Origin of the sequence: Streptomyces sp. NBC_00045 (genome assembly GCF_045041095.1) — a bacterium.
In the GTDB taxonomy this organism is placed as follows: domain Bacteria; phylum Actinomycetota; class Actinomycetes; order Streptomycetales; family Streptomycetaceae; genus Streptomyces.
The window spans coordinates 3,716,863-3,737,132 of sequence record NZ_CP108271.1; the positions used below are offsets into that span (position 1 = coordinate 3,716,863).

Annotated in this window: 24 protein-coding genes; 12 read left to right on the plus strand and 12 right to left on the minus strand. The window is 72.4% G+C overall.

Going from position 1 to position 20,270, the window contains the following annotated elements:
- Nucleotides 1-451: 451 nt before the first annotated feature.
- The gene (locus OHA65_RS17235) at nucleotides 452-1,156 is read right to left on the minus strand and encodes a copper homeostasis protein CutC (protein ID WP_327283994.1); all 705 of its coding nucleotides are present in this window, start codon (nucleotides 1,154-1,156) and stop codon (nucleotides 452-454) included.
- 117 nt (nucleotides 1,157-1,273) lie between these two features.
- Here OHA65_RS17235 and OHA65_RS17240 point away from each other — a divergent pair, with 117 nt between their 5' ends.
- Nucleotides 1,274-1,951, plus strand: coding sequence for a hypothetical protein (locus tag OHA65_RS17240; RefSeq protein ID WP_405762091.1), 678 nt, complete (start codon nucleotides 1,274-1,276; stop codon nucleotides 1,949-1,951).
- A gap of 96 nt (nucleotides 1,952-2,047) precedes the next feature.
- Nucleotides 2,048-3,262: a Cmx/CmrA family chloramphenicol efflux MFS transporter gene (locus OHA65_RS17245; protein WP_328765203.1), complete on the plus strand. Its 1,215-nt coding sequence runs from the start codon at nucleotides 2,048-2,050 to the stop codon at nucleotides 3,260-3,262.
- Here OHA65_RS17245 and OHA65_RS17250 read toward each other — a convergent pair.
- The 4 genes from OHA65_RS17250 to OHA65_RS17265 all read right to left on the minus strand — a co-directional run bounded on the left by OHA65_RS17250 (nucleotide 3,252) and on the right by OHA65_RS17265 (nucleotide 6,739).
- Nucleotides 3,252-4,805 (minus strand): caspase family protein, encoded by a 1,554-nt coding sequence (locus tag OHA65_RS17250; RefSeq protein WP_405762093.1) that lies wholly within the window; start codon nucleotides 4,803-4,805, stop codon nucleotides 3,252-3,254. The genes OHA65_RS17245 and OHA65_RS17250 overlap by 11 nt on opposite strands.
- Entirely contained in the window at nucleotides 4,793-5,956 is a 1,164-nt protein-coding gene (locus tag OHA65_RS17255) for a hypothetical protein (RefSeq protein ID WP_405756329.1), read from the minus strand. The genes OHA65_RS17250 and OHA65_RS17255 overlap by 13 nt, the downstream gene beginning before the upstream one ends.
- A 131-nt stretch (nucleotides 5,957-6,087) precedes the next feature.
- Entirely contained in the window at nucleotides 6,088-6,354 is a 267-nt protein-coding gene (locus OHA65_RS17260; protein ID WP_327283997.1) for a DUF4031 domain-containing protein, read from the minus strand.
- A gap of 7 nt (nucleotides 6,355-6,361) precedes the next feature.
- Nucleotides 6,362-6,739: a hypothetical protein gene (locus tag OHA65_RS17265; protein ID WP_327283998.1), complete on the minus strand. Its 378-nt coding sequence runs from the start codon at nucleotides 6,737-6,739 to the stop codon at nucleotides 6,362-6,364.
- Nucleotides 6,740-6,840: 101 nt separating this feature from the next.
- Here OHA65_RS17265 and OHA65_RS17270 point away from each other — a divergent pair, with 101 nt between their 5' ends.
- The 6 genes from OHA65_RS17270 (at nucleotide 6,841) to OHA65_RS17295 (ending at nucleotide 12,134) form a co-directional block, all read left to right on the plus strand.
- Entirely contained in the window at nucleotides 6,841-7,794 is a 954-nt protein-coding gene (locus OHA65_RS17270) for a MurR/RpiR family transcriptional regulator (protein ID WP_371643905.1), read from the plus strand.
- The gene (gene murQ, locus OHA65_RS17275; protein WP_327284000.1) at nucleotides 7,791-8,723 is read left to right on the plus strand and encodes an N-acetylmuramic acid 6-phosphate etherase; all 933 of its coding nucleotides are present in this window, start codon (nucleotides 7,791-7,793) and stop codon (nucleotides 8,721-8,723) included. The genes OHA65_RS17270 and murQ overlap by 4 nt, the downstream gene beginning before the upstream one ends.
- A 34-nt stretch (nucleotides 8,724-8,757) precedes the next feature.
- Nucleotides 8,758-10,401 carry a PTS transporter subunit EIIC gene (locus OHA65_RS17280; protein ID WP_405762095.1) on the plus strand — a complete coding sequence of 548 codons (1,644 nt, stop codon included), beginning with the start codon at nucleotides 8,758-8,760 and terminating at the stop codon, nucleotides 10,399-10,401.
- Between the two features lie 22 nt (nucleotides 10,402-10,423).
- Nucleotides 10,424-10,798: a hypothetical protein gene (locus tag OHA65_RS17285; RefSeq protein ID WP_327284002.1), complete on the plus strand. Its 375-nt coding sequence runs from the start codon at nucleotides 10,424-10,426 to the stop codon at nucleotides 10,796-10,798.
- A complete protein-coding gene (locus OHA65_RS17290; protein ID WP_405762097.1) occupies nucleotides 10,795-11,370 on the plus strand; it encodes a GNAT family N-acetyltransferase in 576 nt (191 codons plus the stop codon). The genes OHA65_RS17285 and OHA65_RS17290 overlap by 4 nt, the downstream gene beginning before the upstream one ends.
- A 179-nt stretch (nucleotides 11,371-11,549) precedes the next feature.
- The gene (locus OHA65_RS17295; RefSeq protein ID WP_405756331.1) at nucleotides 11,550-12,134 is read left to right on the plus strand and encodes a Uma2 family endonuclease; all 585 of its coding nucleotides are present in this window, start codon (nucleotides 11,550-11,552) and stop codon (nucleotides 12,132-12,134) included.
- Here the strand turns inward: OHA65_RS17295 and OHA65_RS17300 are convergent.
- Together OHA65_RS17300 and OHA65_RS17305 are read right to left on the minus strand one after the other, a co-directional pair.
- The gene (locus OHA65_RS17300; RefSeq protein WP_327284006.1) at nucleotides 12,131-12,823 is read right to left on the minus strand and encodes a hypothetical protein; all 693 of its coding nucleotides are present in this window, start codon (nucleotides 12,821-12,823) and stop codon (nucleotides 12,131-12,133) included. The two genes, OHA65_RS17295 and OHA65_RS17300, sit on opposite strands and share 4 nt — an antisense overlap.
- Nucleotides 12,820-13,041, minus strand: coding sequence for a hypothetical protein (locus tag OHA65_RS17305; RefSeq protein WP_054225723.1), 222 nt, complete (start codon nucleotides 13,039-13,041; stop codon nucleotides 12,820-12,822). Before OHA65_RS17305 ends, OHA65_RS17300 begins: the two co-directional genes overlap by 4 nt.
- A gap of 115 nt (nucleotides 13,042-13,156) precedes the next feature.
- Here OHA65_RS17305 and OHA65_RS17310 point away from each other — a divergent pair, with 115 nt between their 5' ends.
- Together OHA65_RS17310 and OHA65_RS17315 are read left to right on the plus strand one after the other, a co-directional pair.
- Nucleotides 13,157-13,990: a Scr1 family TA system antitoxin-like transcriptional regulator gene (locus tag OHA65_RS17310; RefSeq protein ID WP_371643914.1), complete on the plus strand. Its 834-nt coding sequence runs from the start codon at nucleotides 13,157-13,159 to the stop codon at nucleotides 13,988-13,990.
- Nucleotides 13,974-14,228, plus strand: a complete 255-nt coding sequence (locus tag OHA65_RS17315; RefSeq protein WP_328763094.1) for a DUF397 domain-containing protein — start codon at nucleotides 13,974-13,976, stop codon at nucleotides 14,226-14,228. Before OHA65_RS17310 ends, OHA65_RS17315 begins: the two co-directional genes overlap by 17 nt.
- Nucleotides 14,229-14,234: 6 nt before the next feature.
- On the opposite strand, the gene OHA65_RS17320 is transcribed toward OHA65_RS17315, so the two are convergent.
- Nucleotides 14,235-15,626 carry a PQQ-binding-like beta-propeller repeat protein gene (locus OHA65_RS17320; RefSeq protein WP_328763095.1) on the minus strand — a complete coding sequence of 464 codons (1,392 nt, stop codon included), beginning with the start codon at nucleotides 15,624-15,626 and terminating at the stop codon, nucleotides 14,235-14,237.
- 102 nt (nucleotides 15,627-15,728) lie between these two features.
- On the opposite strand from OHA65_RS17320, the gene OHA65_RS17325 reads away from it, so the two are divergent.
- Nucleotides 15,729-16,025 carry a hypothetical protein gene (locus OHA65_RS17325; RefSeq protein ID WP_405762099.1) on the plus strand — a complete coding sequence of 99 codons (297 nt, stop codon included), beginning with the start codon at nucleotides 15,729-15,731 and terminating at the stop codon, nucleotides 16,023-16,025.
- Between the two features lie 24 nt (nucleotides 16,026-16,049).
- Here the strand turns inward: OHA65_RS17325 and OHA65_RS17330 are convergent, their stop codons facing one another.
- Entirely contained in the window at nucleotides 16,050-16,649 is a 600-nt protein-coding gene (locus tag OHA65_RS17330) for a phosphoribosylanthranilate isomerase (protein ID WP_405762101.1), read from the minus strand.
- A gap of 137 nt (nucleotides 16,650-16,786) precedes the next feature.
- On the opposite strand from OHA65_RS17330, the gene OHA65_RS17335 reads away from it, so the two are divergent.
- A complete protein-coding gene (locus OHA65_RS17335) occupies nucleotides 16,787-17,359 on the plus strand; it encodes a Uma2 family endonuclease (protein ID WP_405763419.1) in 573 nt (190 codons plus the stop codon).
- A gap of 82 nt (nucleotides 17,360-17,441) precedes the next feature.
- Here OHA65_RS17335 and groL read toward each other — a convergent pair whose 3' ends face one another.
- The 3 genes from groL to OHA65_RS17350 all read right to left on the minus strand — a co-directional run bounded on the left by groL (nucleotide 17,442) and on the right by OHA65_RS17350 (nucleotide 20,263).
- Nucleotides 17,442-19,064 (minus strand): chaperonin GroEL, encoded by a 1,623-nt coding sequence (gene groL, locus OHA65_RS17340; protein WP_327284012.1) that lies wholly within the window; start codon nucleotides 19,062-19,064, stop codon nucleotides 17,442-17,444.
- Nucleotides 19,065-19,398: 334 nt separating this feature from the next.
- The gene (locus OHA65_RS17345) at nucleotides 19,399-19,602 is read right to left on the minus strand and encodes a cold-shock protein (RefSeq protein ID WP_005315736.1); all 204 of its coding nucleotides are present in this window, start codon (nucleotides 19,600-19,602) and stop codon (nucleotides 19,399-19,401) included.
- 382 nt (nucleotides 19,603-19,984) lie between these two features.
- Nucleotides 19,985-20,263: a MoaD/ThiS family protein gene (locus OHA65_RS17350; RefSeq protein WP_327284013.1), complete on the minus strand. Its 279-nt coding sequence runs from the start codon at nucleotides 20,261-20,263 to the stop codon at nucleotides 19,985-19,987.
- Between the last annotated feature and the right edge of the window lie 7 nt (nucleotides 20,264-20,270).

The window sequence follows — 20,270 nt, forward strand, 5'->3', positions numbered from 1 at the left end:
CTTGCGGGCCGGAGTCCACGGGCCGCAGGCCCGCTGGCCAGCGCCAGGGCCCCGGGCCCGGGGCCCTGGCGGCGGCGCCCCACCGGGGAGGCGCGGCCCCGGGCGGCCCCGGGGCCGGCCGGGCGCCGGGCCAACACGCCGACACCGCGCCTGCGGGCCGCAGGCCTCCGGGCTGAGGGCCACGGGCCGCGGGCCCGGGGCTCTGGCGGCGGTGCCCCACCGGGGAGGCGGGGCCTCGGGGGCCCCGGGCCGGCCGGGCGCCGGGTCAACAGGCCGACACCGCGCCTGCGGGCCGCAGGCCTCCGGGCCACGGGCTGCGGGCTGCGGGCCTGCGGGCCTGCGGGCCACGGGCCCGGGGCCCTGGCGGCGGTGCCCCACCGGGGAGGCGGGGCCTCGGGGGCCCCGGGCCGGCCGGGCGCCGGGTCGACGGGCGGGGCCTCGGGTGGCGGTGTCAGGTGAGGGCGGTTCGCCAGGCGGCCACCGCCGGCGCTGAGACCGGGCCCGACCAGCCGGAGGGCCGCGCCGCGCCGCCGATGTGGAAGGCGTCGATCCCGGCGGCCCGCAGCGCCGGCAGGTGGGACAGCGTCAGCCCGCCGCCCACCAGGATCTGCGCGGTGTACCCCGGCTCGCCCCGCCGCGCCGCCTCGGCCAGCAGCACCGGCAGTCCCGCGTCGACCCCGGTCGCCGAGCCCGCCGTCAGGTACGTGTCCGGGCCGGAGGGCTCCGGGAGCTCCGCGAGCGTCTTGCGCAGCTGGTCCCGGTCCGCGGCCCGGTCGATGGCCCGGTGGAAGGTCCACTTGCAGCCGTGCAGTTCCGCCACGACCGCCTCGATCGCGGCGAGGTCGGGGCTGCCGTCCGGCGCCAGGAACCCGAGGACGAACTCGGCCGCGCCCTCCGCCCGCAGGGCCCGCGCCTGCGCGACCAGCAGGTCCACGTCCGCGGCGGAGCCCGCCGCGAAGCCGTCCGTGGTGCGGAGCATCACGCGCAGCGGGATGTCGACCGCCGCCCTGATCGCCGCGAAGGTCTCGCGCGGCGGGGTGAGCCCGTCGGCGGCCATGTCGGTGACCAGTTCAAGTCGGTCCGCCCCACCGGCCTGGGCCGCGACCGCGTCCTCCACGTCGAGGGCGATCACCTCCAGGACTGCACGGTTGCTCATTGGGCCCCACTCCTCCGGAAAGCTGCTGGTATGCAAAATAGGTCTAGTCCAATATCCAGAGTACGGGCCCGCGCCCACCCTCCACCAGCGCCATCACGCCACCCGCACAATGTGCCCATGGACCGCATGGACCCCGAGCCCGACACCGCGCTCGACACCGCCCCGCTCCGCGCCCGCTGGCACGCGAGCGCCGCTGCCGCCGGCGCCGCCGCCGATAGCGATCCCGACCCGTACGCGGACCGGCTGCTGGCCGCCTGGGCGGAGCCCTGGCGGCGGTACCACACCACCGCGCACCTGGCCGACGTACTCGCACGGATCGACGTACTCGCCCCGCACGCCGCCGACCCCGCCGCCGTGGAGCTCGCCGCCTGGTTCCACGACGCCGTCTACCGTCCCGACCGCTCCGAGAACGAGGAGCGCAGCGCCGCCCTCGCCGAGCGCGCGCTGCCCGAGCTCGGCATCGACGCGGCCCGCACCGCCGAGGTGGCCCGCCTGGTCCGGCTCACCGTCACGCACGCCCCCGTCCCCGGCGACACCAACGGCGAGGTGCTCTGCGACGCGGACCTGGCCGTCCTCGCGGGCGGGCCCGACGCGTACGCGGCGTACGTCGCGGCCGTCCGCGCCGAGTACGGCTTCGTCCCCGAGGACGCCTTCCGCACCGGCCGGGCCGCCGTACTGCACCAGCTGCTCGCCCTGCCCCGCCTCTTCCGCACCCCGTACGGCAGCGCGCACTGGGAGGCCCCGGCCCGCCGCAACCTGGCCGCCGAGCTGGCCGACCTGAGCGCCGGAGAATGAACGCGGGGAACGGGACCGGGGAATGAGACCGGGGGAATGGGATCCGGTTCGCGGAGGTTTGCACGGGACGTGCCCCCAGCTCCCGCCCGCTCCCGCATGCCCGTCGCCGTCTACGTGCTCGGCCTGTCCGTCTTCTCGCTCGGGACCAGCGAGTTCATGCTCTCCGGGCTACTGCCGCCCATCGCCCGGGACATGAACGTCACCATCCCGCAGGCGGGCCTGCTCATATCGGCCTTCGCGATCGGCATGGTCGTCGGGGCGCCGCTGCTGGCCGTGGCCACGCTGCGGCTGCCGCGCCGCACCACCCTCATCTCGCTCATCAGCCTCTTCGGCCTCGGGCAAGTCGCGGGCGCACTGGCCCCCTCGTACGAGCTCCTCTTCGCCTCCCGCATCGTCTCCGCGCTCGCCTGCGCCGGCTTCTGGGCCGTCGGCGCGGCCGTCGCCATCGCGATGGTCGGCAAGGACCAGCGCGCCCGGGCGATGGCCGTCATGATCGGCGGCCTGTCCATCGCCAACGTCCTCGGCGTCCCCGCCGGCGCCTTCCTCGGGGAGCACCTGGGCTGGCGGTCCGCGTTCTGGTCGGTCGGCGCGGCCTCGGCGGTCGCCCTCATCGGCATCCTGGCCCTGATCCCGGACATCCCGCTGCCCGCCGTACGGCCCACCCTGGCGCGGGAGCTGCGCATCTACCGGGACCGCCAGGTGTGGCTGTCGATCGGCATCACGGCACTGGCCGCGGGCGGGGTCTTCTGCGCGTTCAGCTACCTGTCGCCGCTGCTGACGGAGGTCGCCGGGCTGGGCGCGGCCCGGGTGCCGTGGGTGCTGGCGCTGTTCGGCGTCGGCGCGCTCGTCGGCACGACGATCGGCGGGCGGATCGCGGACGCGCACCTGTTCGGGGTGATGCTGTGGGGGATCGCCGCGTCCACGGTGTTCCTCCTCGCGCTGGCCCTGTTCGCGTCGGCGGCGGTGGCGGCGGTGGGGCTGTCGTTCCTGATCGGGGTCTCGGCGTTCTTCACGGCTCCGGCGCTCAACGCCCGCATGTTCAACGTGGCGGGCGCGGCCCCGACCCTGGCCGGAGCCACCACGACGGCGGCGTTCAACCTGGGCAACACGGGCGGCCCCTGGCTCGGCGGCACGGTGATCGACGCCGGCCAGGGCTTCGCGGCGACGGCCTGGGCGGGCGCGGCCATGACGGCGACGGCCATCGCCCTGACCGCGCTCGCCCTGCGCCTGCACCAGCGCGAGCAGCGGGTGACGCGGATCGTCGCGGCATCGCCCGCCCGACCCGCGCCGGCGGACACCGTCAGTAGGTGAACCACTGCCCGTGCCCGGTGACCTTCGGGTTGATCGGGGCGTTCGGCGCGGCCCCACCCTCCAGCTTGGTGCTGACGTGGACCTCGTAGGCCGTGTTGTGGACCAGCGCCATGGTGACCGGCGACGTCAGCACCAGGGGATCCGGACCCGCATTGATGGTCCATGGCTCCGGCCGGCCCTCGGGGTACAGGTACTTGTTCCCGTCCTTCAGGCTGAGCCAGAGGTACACGGTCACCTTGGTCGGGACCTTGGCGCTGACGTACGCACGCATGAAGACCTTCGTGCCCTCGATCACGACGCACGGCTTTTCGCTGGCCTGTGGGGCGTCCGTGGCCACCCCATAGCCCGAGCACGACTCGCCGGCACCCGCGGCCGTGGACGCCGCGGCCTGGACCTGCGGCGTCGGGGTGCCCGACGGGGCCGGCGCGCTCGGCGCCGGGCTGCTCGCAGCGGGCGGGGCGGGGGCGGAGGGCGAGGCGGAGGGTGAGGCCGACGGACTCGACTGCGCCGCCGTCCGACCGCTCGGGGCGGCCTGCCCGTTGCGCCCGTCGCCGCCCTCCTTGCCGTTCAGGGCCACCGCCGCGATCACGGCGACGGCCACCAGCGCGGCAGCCCCGGCCCATACGACCGCGGCCTTCCGGATGCCTGCGCCGCCGCCCCGACCCGCCTTCGGTGCGGGCCCGCCCGGCTCCCCGCCCGGCTCCCCTCCCGAGGCCGTCGTCGCCGGGCCCTGCCGGATTTCCACGTCGCCGCCGAAGGGCTGGATCACCAAGGTCACCGGGGTCTGGAGCTGCCGCCCACCCCTGCCGGTGCGGTACTCCGTGAAGTGCTCCTTGACGTGCGCGACCAGCGCGTCCAGGTCGGTGTCGAGACCGGGCGAGTGCTTCTCCAGCCAGTCCATGACGGCGGTCGAGAAGGCGCCGGTCCGCCCCGTCGTGCGCTGTGTCGCCGCCTGCCCGGCCGCGGCGGCCAGCAGCATGAACTGCTGCACGGAGGTCCGGTGGCCCCTCGGGAGCGCGAGGACGGCCGGCCGGGTCTGGTCCTGGACGAAGGTCGCGCAGGCGTCCACGAGGTAGATCTGCTTGCGGCAGCGCGCCACGTCCGGCCGGGTCAGGTATTCCCGGAGGTCCATCAGGTCGAGGCAGCGCGGGTCCGTGTCCGAGGCGTCCGGGCAGAGCAGCAGCCTGCGGTCGCCCCGGTCCAGTAGACCGTGGCCGCCCCAGTAGACGTACAGGACGTCGCCCTCGGCTGCGGTCCGCGACGGTGCGAGTCTGTCGATGATCTGGTCGCGGGAGATGACGGGCTTGATCTCAACGTCGAGCTCTTCCACCTGCTCGTTGAGGTCGGCCCACGACGTGGACATCGGTGTGAGCAGCAGGGTGATGTTCTGCGAGGGCACCCCGCGCCGACGCAGCCAGCGGGCGAACCGCATCGCGTCGGCGGCGGCGCCCGCGAGTTCCTTGTTCCCGAGGTGGCGGTAGTGCTCGATGCCGACCACGACGGCGTGCACGCGCGTCGGGTCGGGGGCGGTCAGCTCAGCCATGTGTCGACGGCGTTCCAGACGTCGGGGTTGGACCAGTACGTGGTGTGGGCCCAGGGGAAGGGCTGCTTGTTGTCGACCAGGCGGTCTTGCGCGCGGCCGGGGAACACCTCCGCGGCCTGGTACGCGAGGAAGTCGCGGCCGTCGTAGATGTTCAGCCACTTCGCGGGGAAGCCGGGCGGCAGCGTCTCGGGGTGTTCCAGCGAGACCAGGGCGCCGATCTCGTAGAAGTACGGCGCCTGCGAACCCACCGTGATCAGCTGGTCCACCCGCTCCAGCCGCTCGCGCACCAACAGGTCGACGCACGCGACGCCTCCGAGGCTGTGCGCGATGACGGTGATCGCGTCCCCGGGAGTGTTCTCGACGGTCCGCTTGATCTGGTCGCGTACGCCCTCGCCCCGGGCCTGGTAGCGCAGGATGTCCCCGATCGCGGGCAGGGCGGCGTCACCCCACGCCCCGCGCCGGGACCGGCCGCGCCAGCCGAGCGGCCTGGCGAGCAGCGCCTTCCCGAGCAGTCCCTTGACGGACCGGCCCTCGGCGTACAGGTCGGTGCTGAGCGTGTCGAGGAGCTCGTCGCGCACGATGCCGGAGACCTCGACGCCCCGGTCGTCGGCGAGGCCGAGCGTCATGGCGATCACGGCGCGGGCCACCGCCCGGCGGTGCTCGGTCCCGTCCGCGTCCGCGGTGGCCGCGGCGTCCCGTAACTCGGGCGCCCGCGCGACGGCCCGCAAGGCCTCGGCGAAGTCCTCTCCGAGACCCCGTGCGGCGAAGGCCTCGACCACCTCGGGGGCGGGGCCGTACTCGGTGATGTCGGCGAAGAACTCTTCGGAAGCCGGTAGCCCGAAGCCCAGGCCCGATGCCGGTGCGGGCTGCAGGCCCAGCAGCCGGAGCTCGTACCAGGGGTCGTCGTACAGGACCCCCCAGACCTCGATCTCGGCGTCGTCGTCCGCCGTGCCGCCCCGCGACTGCCGGTAGCGGGGGACGGAGGCGCCGTCGAGGGCCATCGACGCACCCTGTTCCCGGCCCCAGAAGCAGCCGCGGACCTCCAGCCCGGGCCGGATCTCGTCGAGGCGGGTCCGGACGGCGGCGAAGGTCTCCTTGTACGAGACCTCCCGGACTCCGGTCCCGTGTACGAACAGCACTGACCGACGCACGATCCCCCTCGGGCAACTGCGAGTGGCAGATTCGCGGGTCATCCTAATGCAGTAAATCCTCCTGCCCGCACGGCACATGACCGACCGTCATATGGTCACGGGGGTGCGTTCCGGGGCACATCCACGAGCCCCTACGCCGGGCGGCCCTTGGGGCGGCGCAGGCCTGCCCGGGTGAGGCGGCCGACCAGTTCCTTGCTGCCGATCTCCACCGCGCCCGCCGCGACCGCGTCCGCGTAGCGGTACGACGGCACGTCGTAGTGGTCCCGCTCGAACGCCTTCGCCGGGCAGCCGATCGACGCCGCGAAGGCGTGGAGTTCCTCGTACGAGACGTCGCTGACCAGGTGCGACCACATGCGGCCGTGGCCCGGCCAGGTCGGCGGGTCGATGTAGAGCGTCATCGGCGGCTCACCGGCCGGCGCCGAAGACGGGGCCGAGGCCGCCGACCGCGGCGACCTTCACTCCCGCCTTGGCGCACACCCAGTGCGGGTCAGGCCCCAACTCCGGCTCCACGTCCAGCGCGTGCGGATCGCCGTGCGAGCAGACCGGGCACAGCGGCCAGCGCCCGTACTTCTCCAGCAGCGCGTCCTGTACGTCCTGGGCGACGAGTCCGGCGAGGTAGCCGGCCCCCTCCGGCCACTGCTCCACCCACCACCGGCGGTGCGTGACCGAGTCCTCGACGAGGGAGACGACATCGGCCTCGGCGACCTCGCCCGCGACGAGATCGGCGAGAACGAGGGCGCGGGCGGCGTGCAGCGCCTGTTCCAGGGGGGTCGCGTGGTCCATGCGCCCATTGTGACCCCGTACGGGCCATGTGGTGAAGGTCCTTCTGCCCCGGTGCCGGATGGCGCCTTGACCCCCACCCCGACCGAAAATAGATTTCAAAGATGAGCGACGACCCGAAAGTAACTTTCAGCCAGGGCGAGGGTGGGGAGCGCTCCGGCGCCGCCACCGGCCCCGGCCCCGGCCTCCCGCTGCGGGCCCGCGTCCACAGCCTGGGCCCCACCATGACCCGCTCCGTACGGGCCGTCGCCGAAACCGTCGCCGCCGACCCGGCCGGCTGCTCGCGCCTCACCGTCAGCGCCCTCGCCGCACGCACCGGCACCAGCGAGGCCACCGTCGTCCGCACCGCCCGCCTCCTCGGCTACCCCGGCTACCGCGACCTGCGCCTGGCCCTCGCCGCGCTCGCCGCCCGGCAGGAGTCCACCGCGGCCCCCGCCGTCACCGCCGACATAGCCGTCGACGACCCGATCGCCGACGTCGTCGCCAAACTGGCCCACGAGGAGGCCCAGACCCTCGCCGACACCGCCGCCGGCCTCGACCTCGCCGCGCTCACCGGCGCCGTCACCGCGCTCGCCACCGCCCGCCGGATCGACATCTACGGCGTCGGCGCCTCCGCACTCGTCGGCCAGGACCTCGCCCAGAAGCTGCTGCGCATCGGCCTCGTCGCCCACGCCCACAGCGACCCCCACCTGGCCATCACCGGCGCCGTACAACTGGGCCCCGGCGACGCCGCCGTCGCGATCAGCCACTCCGGCGCGACCGGCGACGTGATCGACCCCCTCCGCACGGCCTTCGAGCGCGGCGCCACCACCATCGCGCTCACCAGCCGCCCGGGCGCACCCCTGACCCACCACGCCGACCTCGTACTGGCCACCTCCGCCGCCCGCGAGACCCGGCTGCGCCCCGCCGCCATGTCCAGCCGGACCAGCCAGCTCCTGGTCGTCGACTGCCTGTTCGTCGCCGTCGCCCAGCGGACGTACGAGACCGCCGCACCCGCGCTCGCCGCCTCGTACGAGGCGCTCGCCCCCCGCCGAACCGCCAGGAGCCCCCGCCCATGACCGCGTCGTACGCCGCACTGCGCGCCCAGCTCGACACGCTGACCACCGAGGCCTTCCGCCCCGAACTGGCCGAGATCGACCGGCTCTCCACCCTGGACATCGCCCGCACCATGAACGCCGACGACGCCACCGTCCCGGCCGCCGTCGCCGCGCAACTGCCGCACATCGCCGCCGCGATCGACGCCATCGCGCCCCGCATGGCCCGCGGCGGGCGGCTCGTCTACGCGGGCGCCGGCACGGCGGGCCGGATGGGCGTCCTGGACGCCAGCGAATGCCCGCCCACCTTCAACACCGACCCGGCGCAGGTCGTCGGCCTGATCGCGGGCGGCCCCACCGCCATGGTCTCGGCGGTCGAAGGCGCCGAGGACTCCGCCGAGCTGGCCGCCGCCGACCTCGCCGCCCTGGAGCTGACCGCCGACGACACCGTGATCGGGATCTCCGCCTCCGGCCGCACCCCGTACGCGGTCGGCGCCGTCGAGTTCGCCCGTACGCGCGGCGCGCTCACCGTCGGCCTGTCCTGCAACGCCGGCTCGGCGCTCGCCGCGGCCGCCGAACACGGCATCGAGGTCGTCGTCGGACCCGAGCTGCTGACCGGATCCACCCGCCTGAAGGCCGGCACCGCCCAGAAACTCGTCCTGAACCTCGTCTCGACCATCACCATGATCCGGCTCGGCAAGACGTACGGGAACCTGATGGTCGACCTGCGCGCCTCCAACGAGAAGCTGCGCGCCCGCTCCCGCCGGATCCTGGCCCTGGCCACCGGCGCGCCGGACGAGGAGATCGAGGCCGCGCTCGACGCCACCGGCGGCGAGGTCAAGCAGGCCGTCCTCGTACTCATCGGCGCCGTGGACGGACCCACCGCGGCCGACCTGCTCACCGACACGCACGGCCACCTGCGCGAGGCCCTCGCCCTCGCCCGCGACCTCTGACTGCCCCGTTTCCCCGACGCAAGGCGATCACGACATGTCCACTGACAAGAACCGCGCCACAGCCGCCGCGATCCTCCCCCTGGTCGGCGGCCCGGACAACATCAGCTCGATCGCGCACTGCATGACCCGGCTGCGCATCGCGCTGCACGACCGCTCTCTGGTCGACGACCGGGCGCTGCGGGCGCTGCCCGCGGTGCTGGGCGTCGTCGAGGACGACACTTACCAGATCGTGCTGGGGCCGGGGACCGTCGCCCGGGTCACCCCGGAGTTCGAGGCACTGGTCGAGCAGGGCCGTTCCCCGGCCGGCCCGCCCCGTACGGCCGACGCGGCCGGCCCGGCGGGCAACCCGGCCACGGCGGAACCGGCGGGCAACCCGGCCCTGACCGGCCCGGCGGGCACCGGCAAGCCCGCCACCTCCGATGCCGCGGGCACCACCGGCCCCCCGCGCACCCCCGACCGGCCCGGCCCTGCCGGAACGCCCGTCACCGCCGAGCAACTCGCCGCCGAGGGCGCCGCGTTGAAACGGGCCCGACACGACCGCAACCGCACCCCCGTGAAGCTGTTCCTGCGCCGCATCGCCAACGTCTTCGTCCCCCTGATCCCGGCGCTCATCGGCTGCGGCATCATCGCCGGCCTCAACGGGGTTCTGCTGAACACGGGTTGGCTGCCCGCCGTCGTCCCGGCGCTCGCCGCGATCGCCTCCGGGTTCATGTCGCTCATCGCGGTCTTCGTCGGCTACAACACGGCCAAGGAGTTCGGCGGCACGCCGGTCCTCGGCGGCGCCGTCGCCGCGATCATCGTCTTCCCGGGCGTCGCGAAGATCGACGCGTTCGGCCAGCACCTCTCCCCCGGGCAGGGCGGCGTACTCGGGGCCCTGGCGGCCGCGTACCTCGCCGTCCGCGTGGAGAAGCTGTGCCGCAGGTGGGTTCCCGAGTCGCTCGACGCGCTGGTCACCCCCACGGTCACCGTCCTGGCCTCCGGCCTGGTGACGATTTTCGGCCTGATGTTCCTCGCCGGTGCGGTCGCCACCGCCATCGGCTCCTTCGCGACCTGGCTGCTCGCCACGGGCGGCGCCTTCGCCGGGCTGGTCCTCGGCGGACTGTTCCTGCCACTGGTGATGCTGGGCCTGCACCAGGCCCTGATCCCGATCCACACCACCCTCATCGAGCAGACCGGCCACACCGCCCTCCTGCCGATCCTCGCCATGGCGGGCGCGGGCCAGGTCGGCGCGGCGCTCGCGGTCTACTGCCGGCTGCCGCACAACCGGTCCCTGCGCACGACCATCAGGTCAGCGCTCCCGGCGGGCTTCCTGGGCGTCGGGGAACCGCTGATCTACGGGGTCTCGCTCCCGCTGGGCCGCCCCTTCGTCACCGCCTGTGTGGGCGGCGCGGCGGGCGGGGCGTTCGTCGGGCTCTGCAACCAGCTGGGGTTCGCCTTCGGCGCCACCGCCATCGGCCCGTCGGGGTGGGCGCTGTTCCCGCTGCTGGACGGTTCTTCGGGCCTGGGCATGAACCTGGCGATCTACGCGGGCGGGCTGCTGGCCGGCTACCTGGTGGGCTTCGCCGCCACCTGGTTCTTCGGGTTCACCCGGCAGATGCTGACCGAGCTCAACGCCGATCATGAGCCAATTCCAGCCACCCTCCAACCGGCCACGGAGCCGGTTGTAGCGAAAATCTAGCGGGGTTCGGGAGACTGCCAGGATGCAGCTCCCCGCCGAAGCCGTTGCCGCCACCGCTGTCGTCGAGGTCGTACGCCTCTGCTCGCGCCCCGAGCGCTACGGCGACCCCATGACCGGCGATGTCGTCTCCCGCTGGACCGGCCGAGAAGCCGCCGACTCGCTCGGGCTGATCTCGTCCATGCCGCCCGGCGAGCCGCGCGTCTGCTTCGCGCCGGGCTGGGGACTGCGTGCGTACGACGCCGCCGACCAGCCCCTGTTCGAGCTGATCTTCTGCTTCAGCTGCCACCACGCCTGGCTGTGGGGCCCGGCCGTCCCCTCGGACGCGGCCTTCGACACCATCACGGGCAGCACCGCCGAGGCCGAGGCCCTGCTGGCCCACTTCCGCAACGCGGCGTGAGCATCGCCGCGGTGGTCCCGCCCGGCCGGATGACGGCCCGCCCCCAGCCGGTCCTGGACCTGCCGGGCCCGCTCCACCTGCGGCCGTGGACCGCGTACGGCGCCCCCGCGCTGGTCGAGTCCTGCCACGACCCGGACAGCCGCCACTGGAACCGCTCCCCACTGCTGTCCCCGGCCGAGGCCGTGGCCCGGATCGAGCGCTGGCAGGAACGCTGGCACGCCGAGCAGGCCGCGATCTGGGCGGTGGCGCCCACCACCGGCGGCCCGCCCGTCGGCCTGATCGGCCTGGCCGACCTCGACCTCCCGGGCGGGAGCGGCGAGCTCCTGTACTGGCTGCTGCCCGCGGGCCGCGGCGGGGGCGTCATGGCCGCGGCCACGACCCGGGTCAGCCGCTGGGCCTTCGACGAACTGGGCCTGCACCGCCTGCGCATCACCCACTCCGTGGGCAACCCGGCGTCCTGCCACGTCGCGACGAAGGCCGGCTACCCCCTGGAGGGCACCATGCGCGGCGCCCTCCTCCACGCGGACGGCTGGCACGACGAACACCTCCACGCCCGCCTCCGCACGGACTAGCGTCAGCGCGGCCCGGAGGCCGCTCACTCCATCGGGCTAACCCTGGACCAGCGGCCGGCTCCGCTCTGGCATATGCCCCTAGCGTTTGCCCCAGCCGTAGCCGAACGGAGTCGAAGATGGCGCTTCAGACGGTCCAGCCCGGAGCCCACAAGGCACCATGGAGTCGAGGAGGCGATTCCATGACCGCAGGGTCCACCAAGCGCCCACAGATGTCCCTCGATGACTTCGAAGCACTTGAGCGCGGCGCTCCCGAAACCGTGACGCTCGAATTCATTGCGGGAAAGCTAGGGGTAAAGCCTGTGCCCGACGGTGACCACGGGGCCATCTTCATGTGGCTGCTCCGGCAGTGCATGCAGCACCGGCCCGAACTCGACCTGCATCCCGAGCAGGGGCTGAGGGTCGAGCAGTACCGCACCGGCCGCGCCCGCTCGGACGGAGTTCTCGCCCCCGTGGCGCACTTCGCCGGACAAGGCGAGTGGGCAGATCCGGCGGGTGTCCTGATGGTCGTGGAGGTCACCTCCCACGACTCCGACACCGACTCCGACAGTCGCGACCGGAACGAGAAGCGGGACGGCTACGCGGCGGCCGGTATCCCGATCTACCTGCTCATCGACCGGGAGCGGCACAGTCTGACGGTCTACAGCGAGCCCGAAGAGGGCAAGTACCTGGACGACCCCGCCTACGCCTACGGCGAGATGGTCGAGATCCCCGCCCCCGTCGGCATCACCCTCGACACCGAAGCGCTGAAGAACTTCTCCGACTAGCCGCCCGCACTTCCGGCGGCAGCGGTCCGCAGGAAGGACACCAGGTCGTCCACGCCGTAGCCGAGCTCCGGACCCCGCTCGGCCGCCATCAGCAGGAGCTGCCCGACGATCTCGGCGCCCCAGCCGTCCGGGCCGTCGGACGACCATTCCCACAGCTTCTCGATGCCGAGGTCGCTCATGAGCAGCCCGTGCGCGGCCCGGATCTCACCGCACAACTCCCCCACGGCGTCCAGCAGCCGCGCGCCGGGCCGCTCGCACCGCAGTCCGAAAGAGCCGTTGAGGTCCTCGGGCACACAGCCTTGCGGCGGCCGCGCCTTGATCGCTTCGTAGCGCGGATCCGCGTAGCCGGGCGTCCGGCCCACCGGGCCGTGGACGAGCGTGAAGCGGTGCCAACCGGGCGGCGGAGGCGGCTGCGGCCGCCACGCCTTCAGCCCGAACGCCTCGTGGACGAGGGCCGTCGCCTCGTCCGCCGTCTCGGCCGTCTCCCGCACCCGCCGCTTCCCGTCGTCGCCGACCGCGGTCCACAGCCCACTGGCCTCGTGCAGTTCCACCCGCACTTGGAGCGGCATCCCGCTCCTCCTCCACCCGGGCCCGGCCAGGCCCTTCTCCAGCCAGCACAGCTTCCAGGCCAGCTCGAACTCCCAGGCCCGTGCCGCCGCGAGGCACCCTTCCAGGGCGGCCTCGCTCACGCGGGGCGGGCCCGCTCGTGCAGGACGACGGCCAACCGGAGTGCGGTGGTGAGGTTGCACCGCCCGAGGTCGATCAACGGCAGCCCGTACGTCCCCGCCGCCGAGACCCCGTCCACGTCCAGCGAGGGGAGCGTGACCCCGACCCCGGCGAGGGACTCCCTCAGCTGCCGCACGGCCTCCTCCGCCGCCTGCATCCGCTCCTTGGCCGTGAGCACCATGACATGTCACCTTTCTACCCTGAGTATTCAGCTCCTCCACACAGCGTGGCGACACCGCCGCTAGCCTTTCAAGTGGGTCACCGCAGCAACCGCACCTGTTGCACCGGGAGTTGTCATGCCAGGAAAACCCCTCGATCCCGCCTCACCCCGCGCCCTCCTCGGAGCCGAACTCCGCGTGGCCCGCGAACGCGCCGCCATGAGCCAGGCCGCACTGGGCGAGAAGCTGTTCGTGAGCGGCTCGTACGTCGGCCAGATGGAGGCGGGCACCCGCCGGATCACCCTCGAACTCGCCAAGGCGATAGACGAGATCCTGGGTATGGGCGGCTTCTTCACCCGCAACGCCGGGAAGCAGGGCAAGTCCAAGTACCCCGACCACTTCGTGGAAGCCGCCGAGGCCGAGGCGGAGGCCCTGGCCATCAGGGAGTACGCGCCCCTGGTCATCCCGGGCTTGCTCCAGCGGGAGGCCTACGCACGGGAGATCTTCCGCGCATACCAGCCGACCGCGCCGGAAGCCGTCATCGACGAACTGACCGAGGCCCGACTGGGCCGAGCCCGGCTCCTCACCGACCCATCAACACCCTTGTTGTGGTGCGTGCTCGACGAGGCGGTGCTCCGGCGGGTCGTCGGCGGCCGGGAGGTGATGGCCGACGCCCTGCGTCATCTTGTAACTCTGGGCCGAGCGCGCCGCATCATCACCCAGGTGATTCCGTTCGGTGTAGGCGCCCACGCGGGCCTGCACGGCTCCCTCAAGCTGATGTCCTTTGTGGACGCACCTCCGCTCGCCTACGTCGAAGGTATCGGAATGGGTCAACTGCTGGACGATCCGGCAACAGTTGGCCGCCACGCGCTGACCTACGATCTCCTCATGGCCTGTGCTCTGTCACCTGCCCAATCACTGGCCATGATCGAGTCCGCGGCGGAGGATTACGCACATGACCAGCATGCTTGAGTACGACCTGTCGACGGCCACCTGGCACAAGTCCAGCTATAGCGGCGGCGACGGCGGCAACTGCCTGGAGATGGCCACCTGGCGCAAGTCCACCCACAGCGGCGGTGACGGCGGCGACTGCGTCGAGGTCTGTGACGCGCACAGCGACCTCGTCCCCGTCCGGGACTCCAAGGTCCCGGACGGGCCCCACCTGGTCTTCGGCGCGGCCGCCTGGGGGGCCTTCGTCACCGCCCTCTGATGCGGGTCACCAGCCGAAGGCCGGGCGCACGTCGAAGATCGGCGGGAGGCGTCCGCCCGCGTCGAGGTTGACGAACGTCCTGCCGTAGAGGGCGAAGGACGTGCCCAGCGGGAGGTCGCGCAGGACCGTCGACTCCCCGCCGGGCTTGCCCGTGCCGGGGTCGAGGTGCCAGAGGTGGGTGTACGCGCCCTGCGTGACCACGGCGATCCGGTCGTTGCGGCCGACGGCCACGGCGCGGACCTGCCAGTCGCCCTCGAAGGCCCGCGTCCACAGCCGGCGGCCGTCCTTCAGCGAGTAGGCCGCCAGCAGCTCCCGCTTCTCCCGCTCGGGGACCGCCGCGTACAGGACGTCGCCGACGACCAGCCGGGCCGTGTCCGGGCCCAGGTGGAACGGCGGCTCCGGGTCGGTGCGCGGTCGGCCCGTCTCGTCGAACAGCAGCAGGCGCCCGTCCGCGACGGCGGCCGCCGGGGAAGCCGACACGATGCCCGGGGCCCCGTAACCGTCGGGAAGCAGGGCCTGCCAGGAGCGGGATCCGGTGCGGGCGTCCAGGGCGGACAGCTCGCTGCCCCCTTCGGTCCGCGCCAGGAACAGGACCCGGTCGGGTCCGGCCGCGACCTGCGAGACGACGGCGCCCGCGGGCAGTGGGAAGCGCCAGAGCTCCGCGCCCGTGTCCAGGTCGTGGGCGAGCACGGCGTCCGTCGTCGCGGCCACGGCGAGGTTGCCGCCCGCGGACGGCTTGCCCACGAGCTTCGGGATGTCCTTCGTCCAGCGCTTCTCGCCGGACTCCGTGCGCACCGCCACCAGGCTGTTGCCGCACTCGCTCTCCGCCGTGGTCAGGGTGACGAGGCCGGTCCCGGACGGCGCGTCGTCGCTCATCGCGCACACCGCGCCGCCGTCCGGGGCGCGGAATCCGCCGCCGTGGCGGCCCTCCCCGTTGTAGGCCGTGACGCCGTCCGCGCGGACCCGTATCACGGCCCCCGAGCTGTGCTCGAACGCCCAGGAGCCGAGCGGCTTCTCCAGGGCCCCGCCGTCCGGGACCTGGTAGCCGAAGAGGTCCATCTGCGGGCCGCGCATCCACGAGAAGCCGAGCCAGCCGGGCCCCAGCGCGACGAGGGCGAGTGCGACGGCCGCCGCCCGGCCGAGCGCCGAGCGGTGCCGGCGGCCCCGTACGACGTACCACCACAGGACGGCTGCTGCCAGCGCGCCGACCACCGTGGACGCTGCCAGGATGCCGAAACCGCGCGGAGGGCTGCCCGTGCCGTACGCGTCGGACGGGGTGTCGTCCGCCAACTTCGCGCACAGGACCGCGTACAGCACCACGACGGTGGTGAGCGCGCAGGCCGCCGTGACCGCGGTGTAGTGCCGGAGCCGCTCCGCGAGCGGCGGTCTCTGATCCATGATCCCCCCGGCTACAGGCTAGCCCGCGACGCCGGCGGGCAATCCCTTCCCGGCGTACGGACGTACGTGATGCACAGGCGTTCCGCGAAAGGAGGAACGATCATGAACCCGGTCACGAACCCCGTGAAACGGGCGGCCCTCGCGCTGGCCTCCGCCGCTCTACTCACCGGCGCGGCGGGTATCGCCGCTGCCCCCGCCTTCGCCGGCCAACCGGGCGCGTCCTGCGAGGGGCTGGCGGACTCCGCCCGCCCCGGCCACTCCGCGAGCGCCCGCGGCTCCGCCTTCAACGAGGACGGCATCGCCGGCACCCACTACGCGGGCGAACAGCCGCAGAACTCCAACAACGCCCGCTCGGTATCCCAGTACGACGTGGCCTGCCTCAACAACGCGTCGCACTGACCCGACAGCCGTCGCCCGGCGGTACTAGCGCCGGGCGGCCTCGATGAAGGAGCGGATGAGGTCGCGGGACTTCACCCCCCGGGCGCTCTCCACCCCGCTGGACACGTCCACGCCCCAGGCGCCGGTGGTTTCCACGGCCTCCCGGACGTTGCCCGGGGTGAGCCCGCCGGCCAGCAGCCAGTGGCCCTCGGGGGCTGCGAACTCGTCCGACCCCCAGTTCCACGGCTTGCCGGAGCCGGGGTCCGGCGCGTCGATCAGCAGCAGGTCCTCCCCGTACTCCCCGCAGCGCCCGACGTGCTGGGCGGTGGCCCGCAGCAGGGTCCGGCCTTCGGCGCGCAGCGCCTCGTAGTACTCCGGGCCCTCGTCGCCGTGCAGCTGCACTCCCCGTACGCCGCTCTCCTCGGTCAGCCGCCGCACCTCGTCGACCGGCTGCCCCCGGAACACCCCGACGGTGAGGACCCCGGCCGGGACCCGGGCGGCGAGCTCCCGCGCCGTGGCGGCGTCGACGGTTCGGGGGCTCCCCGGCGCGAAGACGAACCCGACGGCGTCGGCCCCGGCGGCCACGGCCGTGTCGACGTCGTGCGCGGTCTTCAGGCCGCAGATCTTGACGAAGAGATCGCTCATACCTCCAGTCAACCAAAGGCACCCGATCGGCGGTGATCCGTCTCGGGGACCGGGCGGGTCCGCCCGCCCGCCACCAGCCTGGAACGAGCATCACAGCCAGTGCGCAGCACGCCACGCGGAAGGCGACGGTGACGATCATGACCGAGCGGGCCACACCGATGGAACACGCGGCGCCGCCGGCGTTCGAGACGCTCCTGCGCACCGTTGCGGAGATGGACACGCCAGACGGCTTCAAGGCCGAGCTCATCCGGGGGAAGATCATCGTCTCGCCGTGGTCCAAGCTGCGCTACGTGCGCCCCATGCGGGCACTTCGCCGTCAGTTGGAGGCGCACTCCCCGGACGGCCACATCGTCGACACCACGCCGGTCCTCTTCCGGTTCCCGGCGGCGGCTCGCGCCCATGGCCCTGATCTCTATGTGGCGGACGAAGCCGCGTTCGAAGAGGAGGGCCGCCACGCCGACGGGGCCGCGCTCTCCCTGGTGGCCGAGTTCACCTCTGTGTCCACGAAGGACGTGGACTGGCGCGAGAAGCTGGACGTCTACGGACAGCTCGTCCCTATCTACCTCGTCATCGACGTGCAGGCGTCCGAGATCACCTGCTTCTCGGACCACTCCCCACACGGGTACCAGTTCCGCAAGACGGTGCCCTTCGGTGCGGCCCTGCCCGTCCCGGACCCGTTCGGCTTCGACGTCGACAGTTCGGGCTTCTAGGACACCCACAAACGACCGAGGGCGGCACCCCCGTACGGGAGTACCGCCCTCGGTCGAGAACAGCCGATCAGCGCGGGGCCGATCAGAAGTCCATGTCACCGCCCGGCATGCCGCCCGGCGCGCCCGCGCCGGCCTTCTCCGGCTTGTCGGCGATGACGGCCTCGGTCGTCAGGAACAGCGCGGCGATGGACGCGGCGTTCTGCAGAGCGGAGCGCGTGACCTTCGCCGGGTCGATGATGCCCTCGGCGATCATGTCCACGTACTCGCCGGTCGCGGCGTTCAGGCCCCAGCCGACGGTCAGGTTGCGGACCTTCTCCACGACGACGCCACCCTCAAGACCACCGTTGACGGCGATCTGCTTGAGCGGAGCCTCCAGGGCGAGCTTCACGGCGTTGGCGCCGGTCGCCTCGTCACCCGACAGGTCGAGCTTCTCGAAGACCGCGGAGGCCTGGAGCAGGGCCACGCCACCACCGGCGACGATGCCCTCCTCGACGGCAGCCTTCGCGTTGCGGACGGCGTCCTCGATGCGGTGCTTGCGCTCCTTGAGCTCCACCTCGGTCGCGGCACCGGCCTTGATGACGGCCACGCCGCCGGCCAGCTTCGCGAGGCGCTCCTGGAGCTTCTCGCGGTCGTAGTCCGAGTCGGAGTTCTCGATCTCGGCACGGATCTGGTTGACGCGACCCTGGACCTGGTCGCTGTCACCGGCGCCGTCGACGATCGTGGTCTCGTCCTTGGAGATGACGACCTTGCGGGCGCGGCCGAGCAGGTCGAGGCCCGCGTTCTCCAGCTTGAGGCCGACCTCCTCGGAGATGACCGTGCCGCCCGTGAGGATGGCGATGTCACCGAGCATGGCCTTGCGGCGGTCGCCGAAGCCCGGGGCCTTGACGGCCACGGACTTGAAGGTGCCGCGGATCTTGTTGACGACCAGGGTCGACAGGGCCTCGCCCTCGACGTCCTCGGCGATGATCAGCAGCGGCTTGCCGGACTGCATGACCTTCTCAAGCAGCGGAAGGAGGTCCTTCACGTTGCCGATCTTGGAGTTGACGATGAGGATGTACGGGTCGTCCAGGGACGCCTCCATACGCTCCATGTCGGTGGCGAAGTACGCCGAGATGTAGCCCTTGTCGAAGCGCATGCCCTCGGTGAGCTCCAGCTCCAGACCGAAGGTCTGGGACTCCTCGACGGTGATGACGCCTTCCTTGCCGACCTTGTCCATGGCCTCGGCGATGAGCTCGCCGATCTGGGTGTCAGCGGCGGAGATGGAGGCCGTAGAAGCGATCTGCTCCTTGGTCTCGACATCCTTCGCCTGCTCCAGCAGGGCGCCGGAGACGGCCTCGACGGCCTTCTCGATGCCACGCTTGAGGGCCATCGGGTTGGCGCCGGCGGCCACGTTGCGCAGGCCCTCGCGTACGAGCGCCTGGGCGAGCACGGTGGCGGTGGTCGTACCGTCGCCGGCGACGTCGTCCGTCTTCTTGGCGACTTCCTTGACCAGCTCGGCGCCGATCTTCTCGTACGGGTCCTCGAGCTCGATCTCCTTGGCGATGGAAACACCATCGTTGGTGATCGTGGGGGCGCCCCACTTCTTCTCAAGGACGACGTTGCGACCCTTGGGGCCAAGGGTGACCTTGACGGCGTCGGCGAGCTGGTTCATACCGCGCTCAAGGCCGCGCCGGGCCTCCTCGTCGAACGCAATGATCTTGGCCATCTGAAGTGGTCCTCCAGGACTGGGGTTCCCCCTGCGCCGCCGGCGTGGGGGGAGGGTTGGATTGCTCCGGACCGCGCCCGCGCCCGCGACGGACGGCCTGCGTGCCCGGCGGTTCCTTCCCGCCGGACCCTGCGGGCCTCACCGACCCGGTCCTGTGTAGTAGCACTCTCAGCACGAGAGTGCTAACGCCAATGATTAGCACTCGACCCCCTTGAGTGCAAGCGGCTTCCACGAAGCCCGGCCCGGCGCGGTGCGGGCAGCACGAAGGGCCCGCATCCCTCCTCAAGGATGCGGACCCTTCGTGCGTATGCGTCGGTGGTCGATCGCGCCGGGACTAGACGGCGAGCTTGACCATGTCCGCCTGCGGACCCTTCTGGCCCTGCGAGATCTCGAACTCGACCCGCTGACCCTCTTCAAGGGTGCGGTACCCGTCCATCTGGATGGCGCTGTAGTGGACGAACACATCCGCACCACCGTCGACCGCGATGAAGCCGTAGCCCTTCTCCGCGTTGAACCACTTGACGGTGCCCTGAGCCATGCCTAACTCCCCTATTACTGGCCCTTGCGCGGGACCGCACTTCGCGGTCCCGGGTCAGAACTTGCGCCGGAACGCCTCGACCGGGGCTGAATGTATCTGCACCGCTGCTGTCTGCAACAGGTCAATCCGACGAGAAATCTGGACACGGGGATACATTGAAATAAAGTGAAAAGTTGGCATATTCCCGGGCAACTCGGACCCGGCATATCTCGCCAAAGCCCCATACCGCACTTGCACATTGACTCAATGTCAACCCTCACGCGACTCGCTCATATGCAGCGGGCAAGTCCAGCGGAGGGGACTTCCCCAACCTTACCGCGCCCAACCAAGCAGAATTACCCCCTCCGCTTTTACCGGAGGGGGTAATTCAGGGGTTGTTGCGTCAGCAGCCGCCCGCGACGGCGGGAATGATCGAGACACCGGCGCCGTCCGGCGTCACCGCGTCCAGACCGCCCTCGAAGCGCACGTCGTCGTCGTTGACGTAGACGTTCACGAACCGGCGCAGCTTGCCCTGGTCGTCCAGGACGCGCGCGGCGATGCCCGGGTGGTTCACCTCAAGGGAGGCGATGACCTCGGAGAGGGTCGCGCCCTCGGCCGTGACCTCGGCCTGGCCGCCGGTGTAGGTGCGCAGGATGGTGGGGATGCGGACGTTGACGCTCATGGCGCTA

Bases quoted from the DNA above. Each gene is read 5' to 3' on its own strand.
- OHA65_RS17320 (WP_328763095.1), bottom strand. From the start codon at position 15,626: ATGGATCAGAGACCGCCGCTCGCGGAGCGGCTCCGGCACTACACCGCG.
- OHA65_RS17240 (WP_405762091.1), top strand. From the start codon at position 1,274: ATGGACCGCATGGACCCCGAGCCCGACACCGCGCTCGACACCGCCCCG.
- OHA65_RS17310 (WP_371643914.1), top strand. From the start codon at position 13,157: ATGCCAGGAAAACCCCTCGATCCCGCCTCACCCCGCGCCCTCCTCGGA.
- OHA65_RS17250 (WP_405762093.1), bottom strand. From the start codon at position 4,805: ATGGCTGAGCTGACCGCCCCCGACCCGACGCGCGTGCACGCCGTCGTG.
- OHA65_RS17260 (WP_327283997.1), bottom strand. From the start codon at position 6,354: ATGACGCTCTACATCGACCCGCCGACCTGGCCGGGCCACGGCCGCATG.
- OHA65_RS17235 (WP_327283994.1), bottom strand. From the start codon at position 1,156: ATGAGCAACCGTGCAGTCCTGGAGGTGATCGCCCTCGACGTGGAGGAC.
- OHA65_RS17315 (WP_328763094.1), top strand. From the start codon at position 13,974: ATGACCAGCATGCTTGAGTACGACCTGTCGACGGCCACCTGGCACAAG.
- OHA65_RS17245 (WP_328765203.1), top strand. From the start codon at position 2,048: ATGCCCGTCGCCGTCTACGTGCTCGGCCTGTCCGTCTTCTCGCTCGGG.
- OHA65_RS17270 (WP_371643905.1), top strand. From the start codon at position 6,841: ATGAGCGACGACCCGAAAGTAACTTTCAGCCAGGGCGAGGGTGGGGAG.
- OHA65_RS17305 (WP_054225723.1), bottom strand. From the start codon at position 13,041: ATGGTGCTCACGGCCAAGGAGCGGATGCAGGCGGCGGAGGAGGCCGTG.
- OHA65_RS17350 (WP_327284013.1), bottom strand. From the start codon at position 20,263: ATGAGCGTCAACGTCCGCATCCCCACCATCCTGCGCACCTACACCGGC.
- OHA65_RS17345 (WP_005315736.1), bottom strand. From the start codon at position 19,602: ATGGCTCAGGGCACCGTCAAGTGGTTCAACGCGGAGAAGGGCTACGGC.
- OHA65_RS17265 (WP_327283998.1), bottom strand. From the start codon at position 6,739: ATGGACCACGCGACCCCCCTGGAACAGGCGCTGCACGCCGCCCGCGCC.
- OHA65_RS17295 (WP_405756331.1), top strand. From the start codon at position 11,550: ATGACCGCAGGGTCCACCAAGCGCCCACAGATGTCCCTCGATGACTTC.
- OHA65_RS17325 (WP_405762099.1), top strand. From the start codon at position 15,729: ATGAACCCGGTCACGAACCCCGTGAAACGGGCGGCCCTCGCGCTGGCC.
- OHA65_RS17330 (WP_405762101.1), bottom strand. From the start codon at position 16,649: ATGAGCGATCTCTTCGTCAAGATCTGCGGCCTGAAGACCGCGCACGAC.
- murQ (WP_327284000.1), top strand. From the start codon at position 7,791: ATGACCGCGTCGTACGCCGCACTGCGCGCCCAGCTCGACACGCTGACC.
- OHA65_RS17335 (WP_405763419.1), top strand. From the start codon at position 16,787: ATGACCGAGCGGGCCACACCGATGGAACACGCGGCGCCGCCGGCGTTC.
- OHA65_RS17280 (WP_405762095.1), top strand. From the start codon at position 8,758: ATGTCCACTGACAAGAACCGCGCCACAGCCGCCGCGATCCTCCCCCTG.
- groL (WP_327284012.1), bottom strand. From the start codon at position 19,064: ATGGCCAAGATCATTGCGTTCGACGAGGAGGCCCGGCGCGGCCTTGAG.
- OHA65_RS17285 (WP_327284002.1), top strand. From the start codon at position 10,424: ATGCAGCTCCCCGCCGAAGCCGTTGCCGCCACCGCTGTCGTCGAGGTC.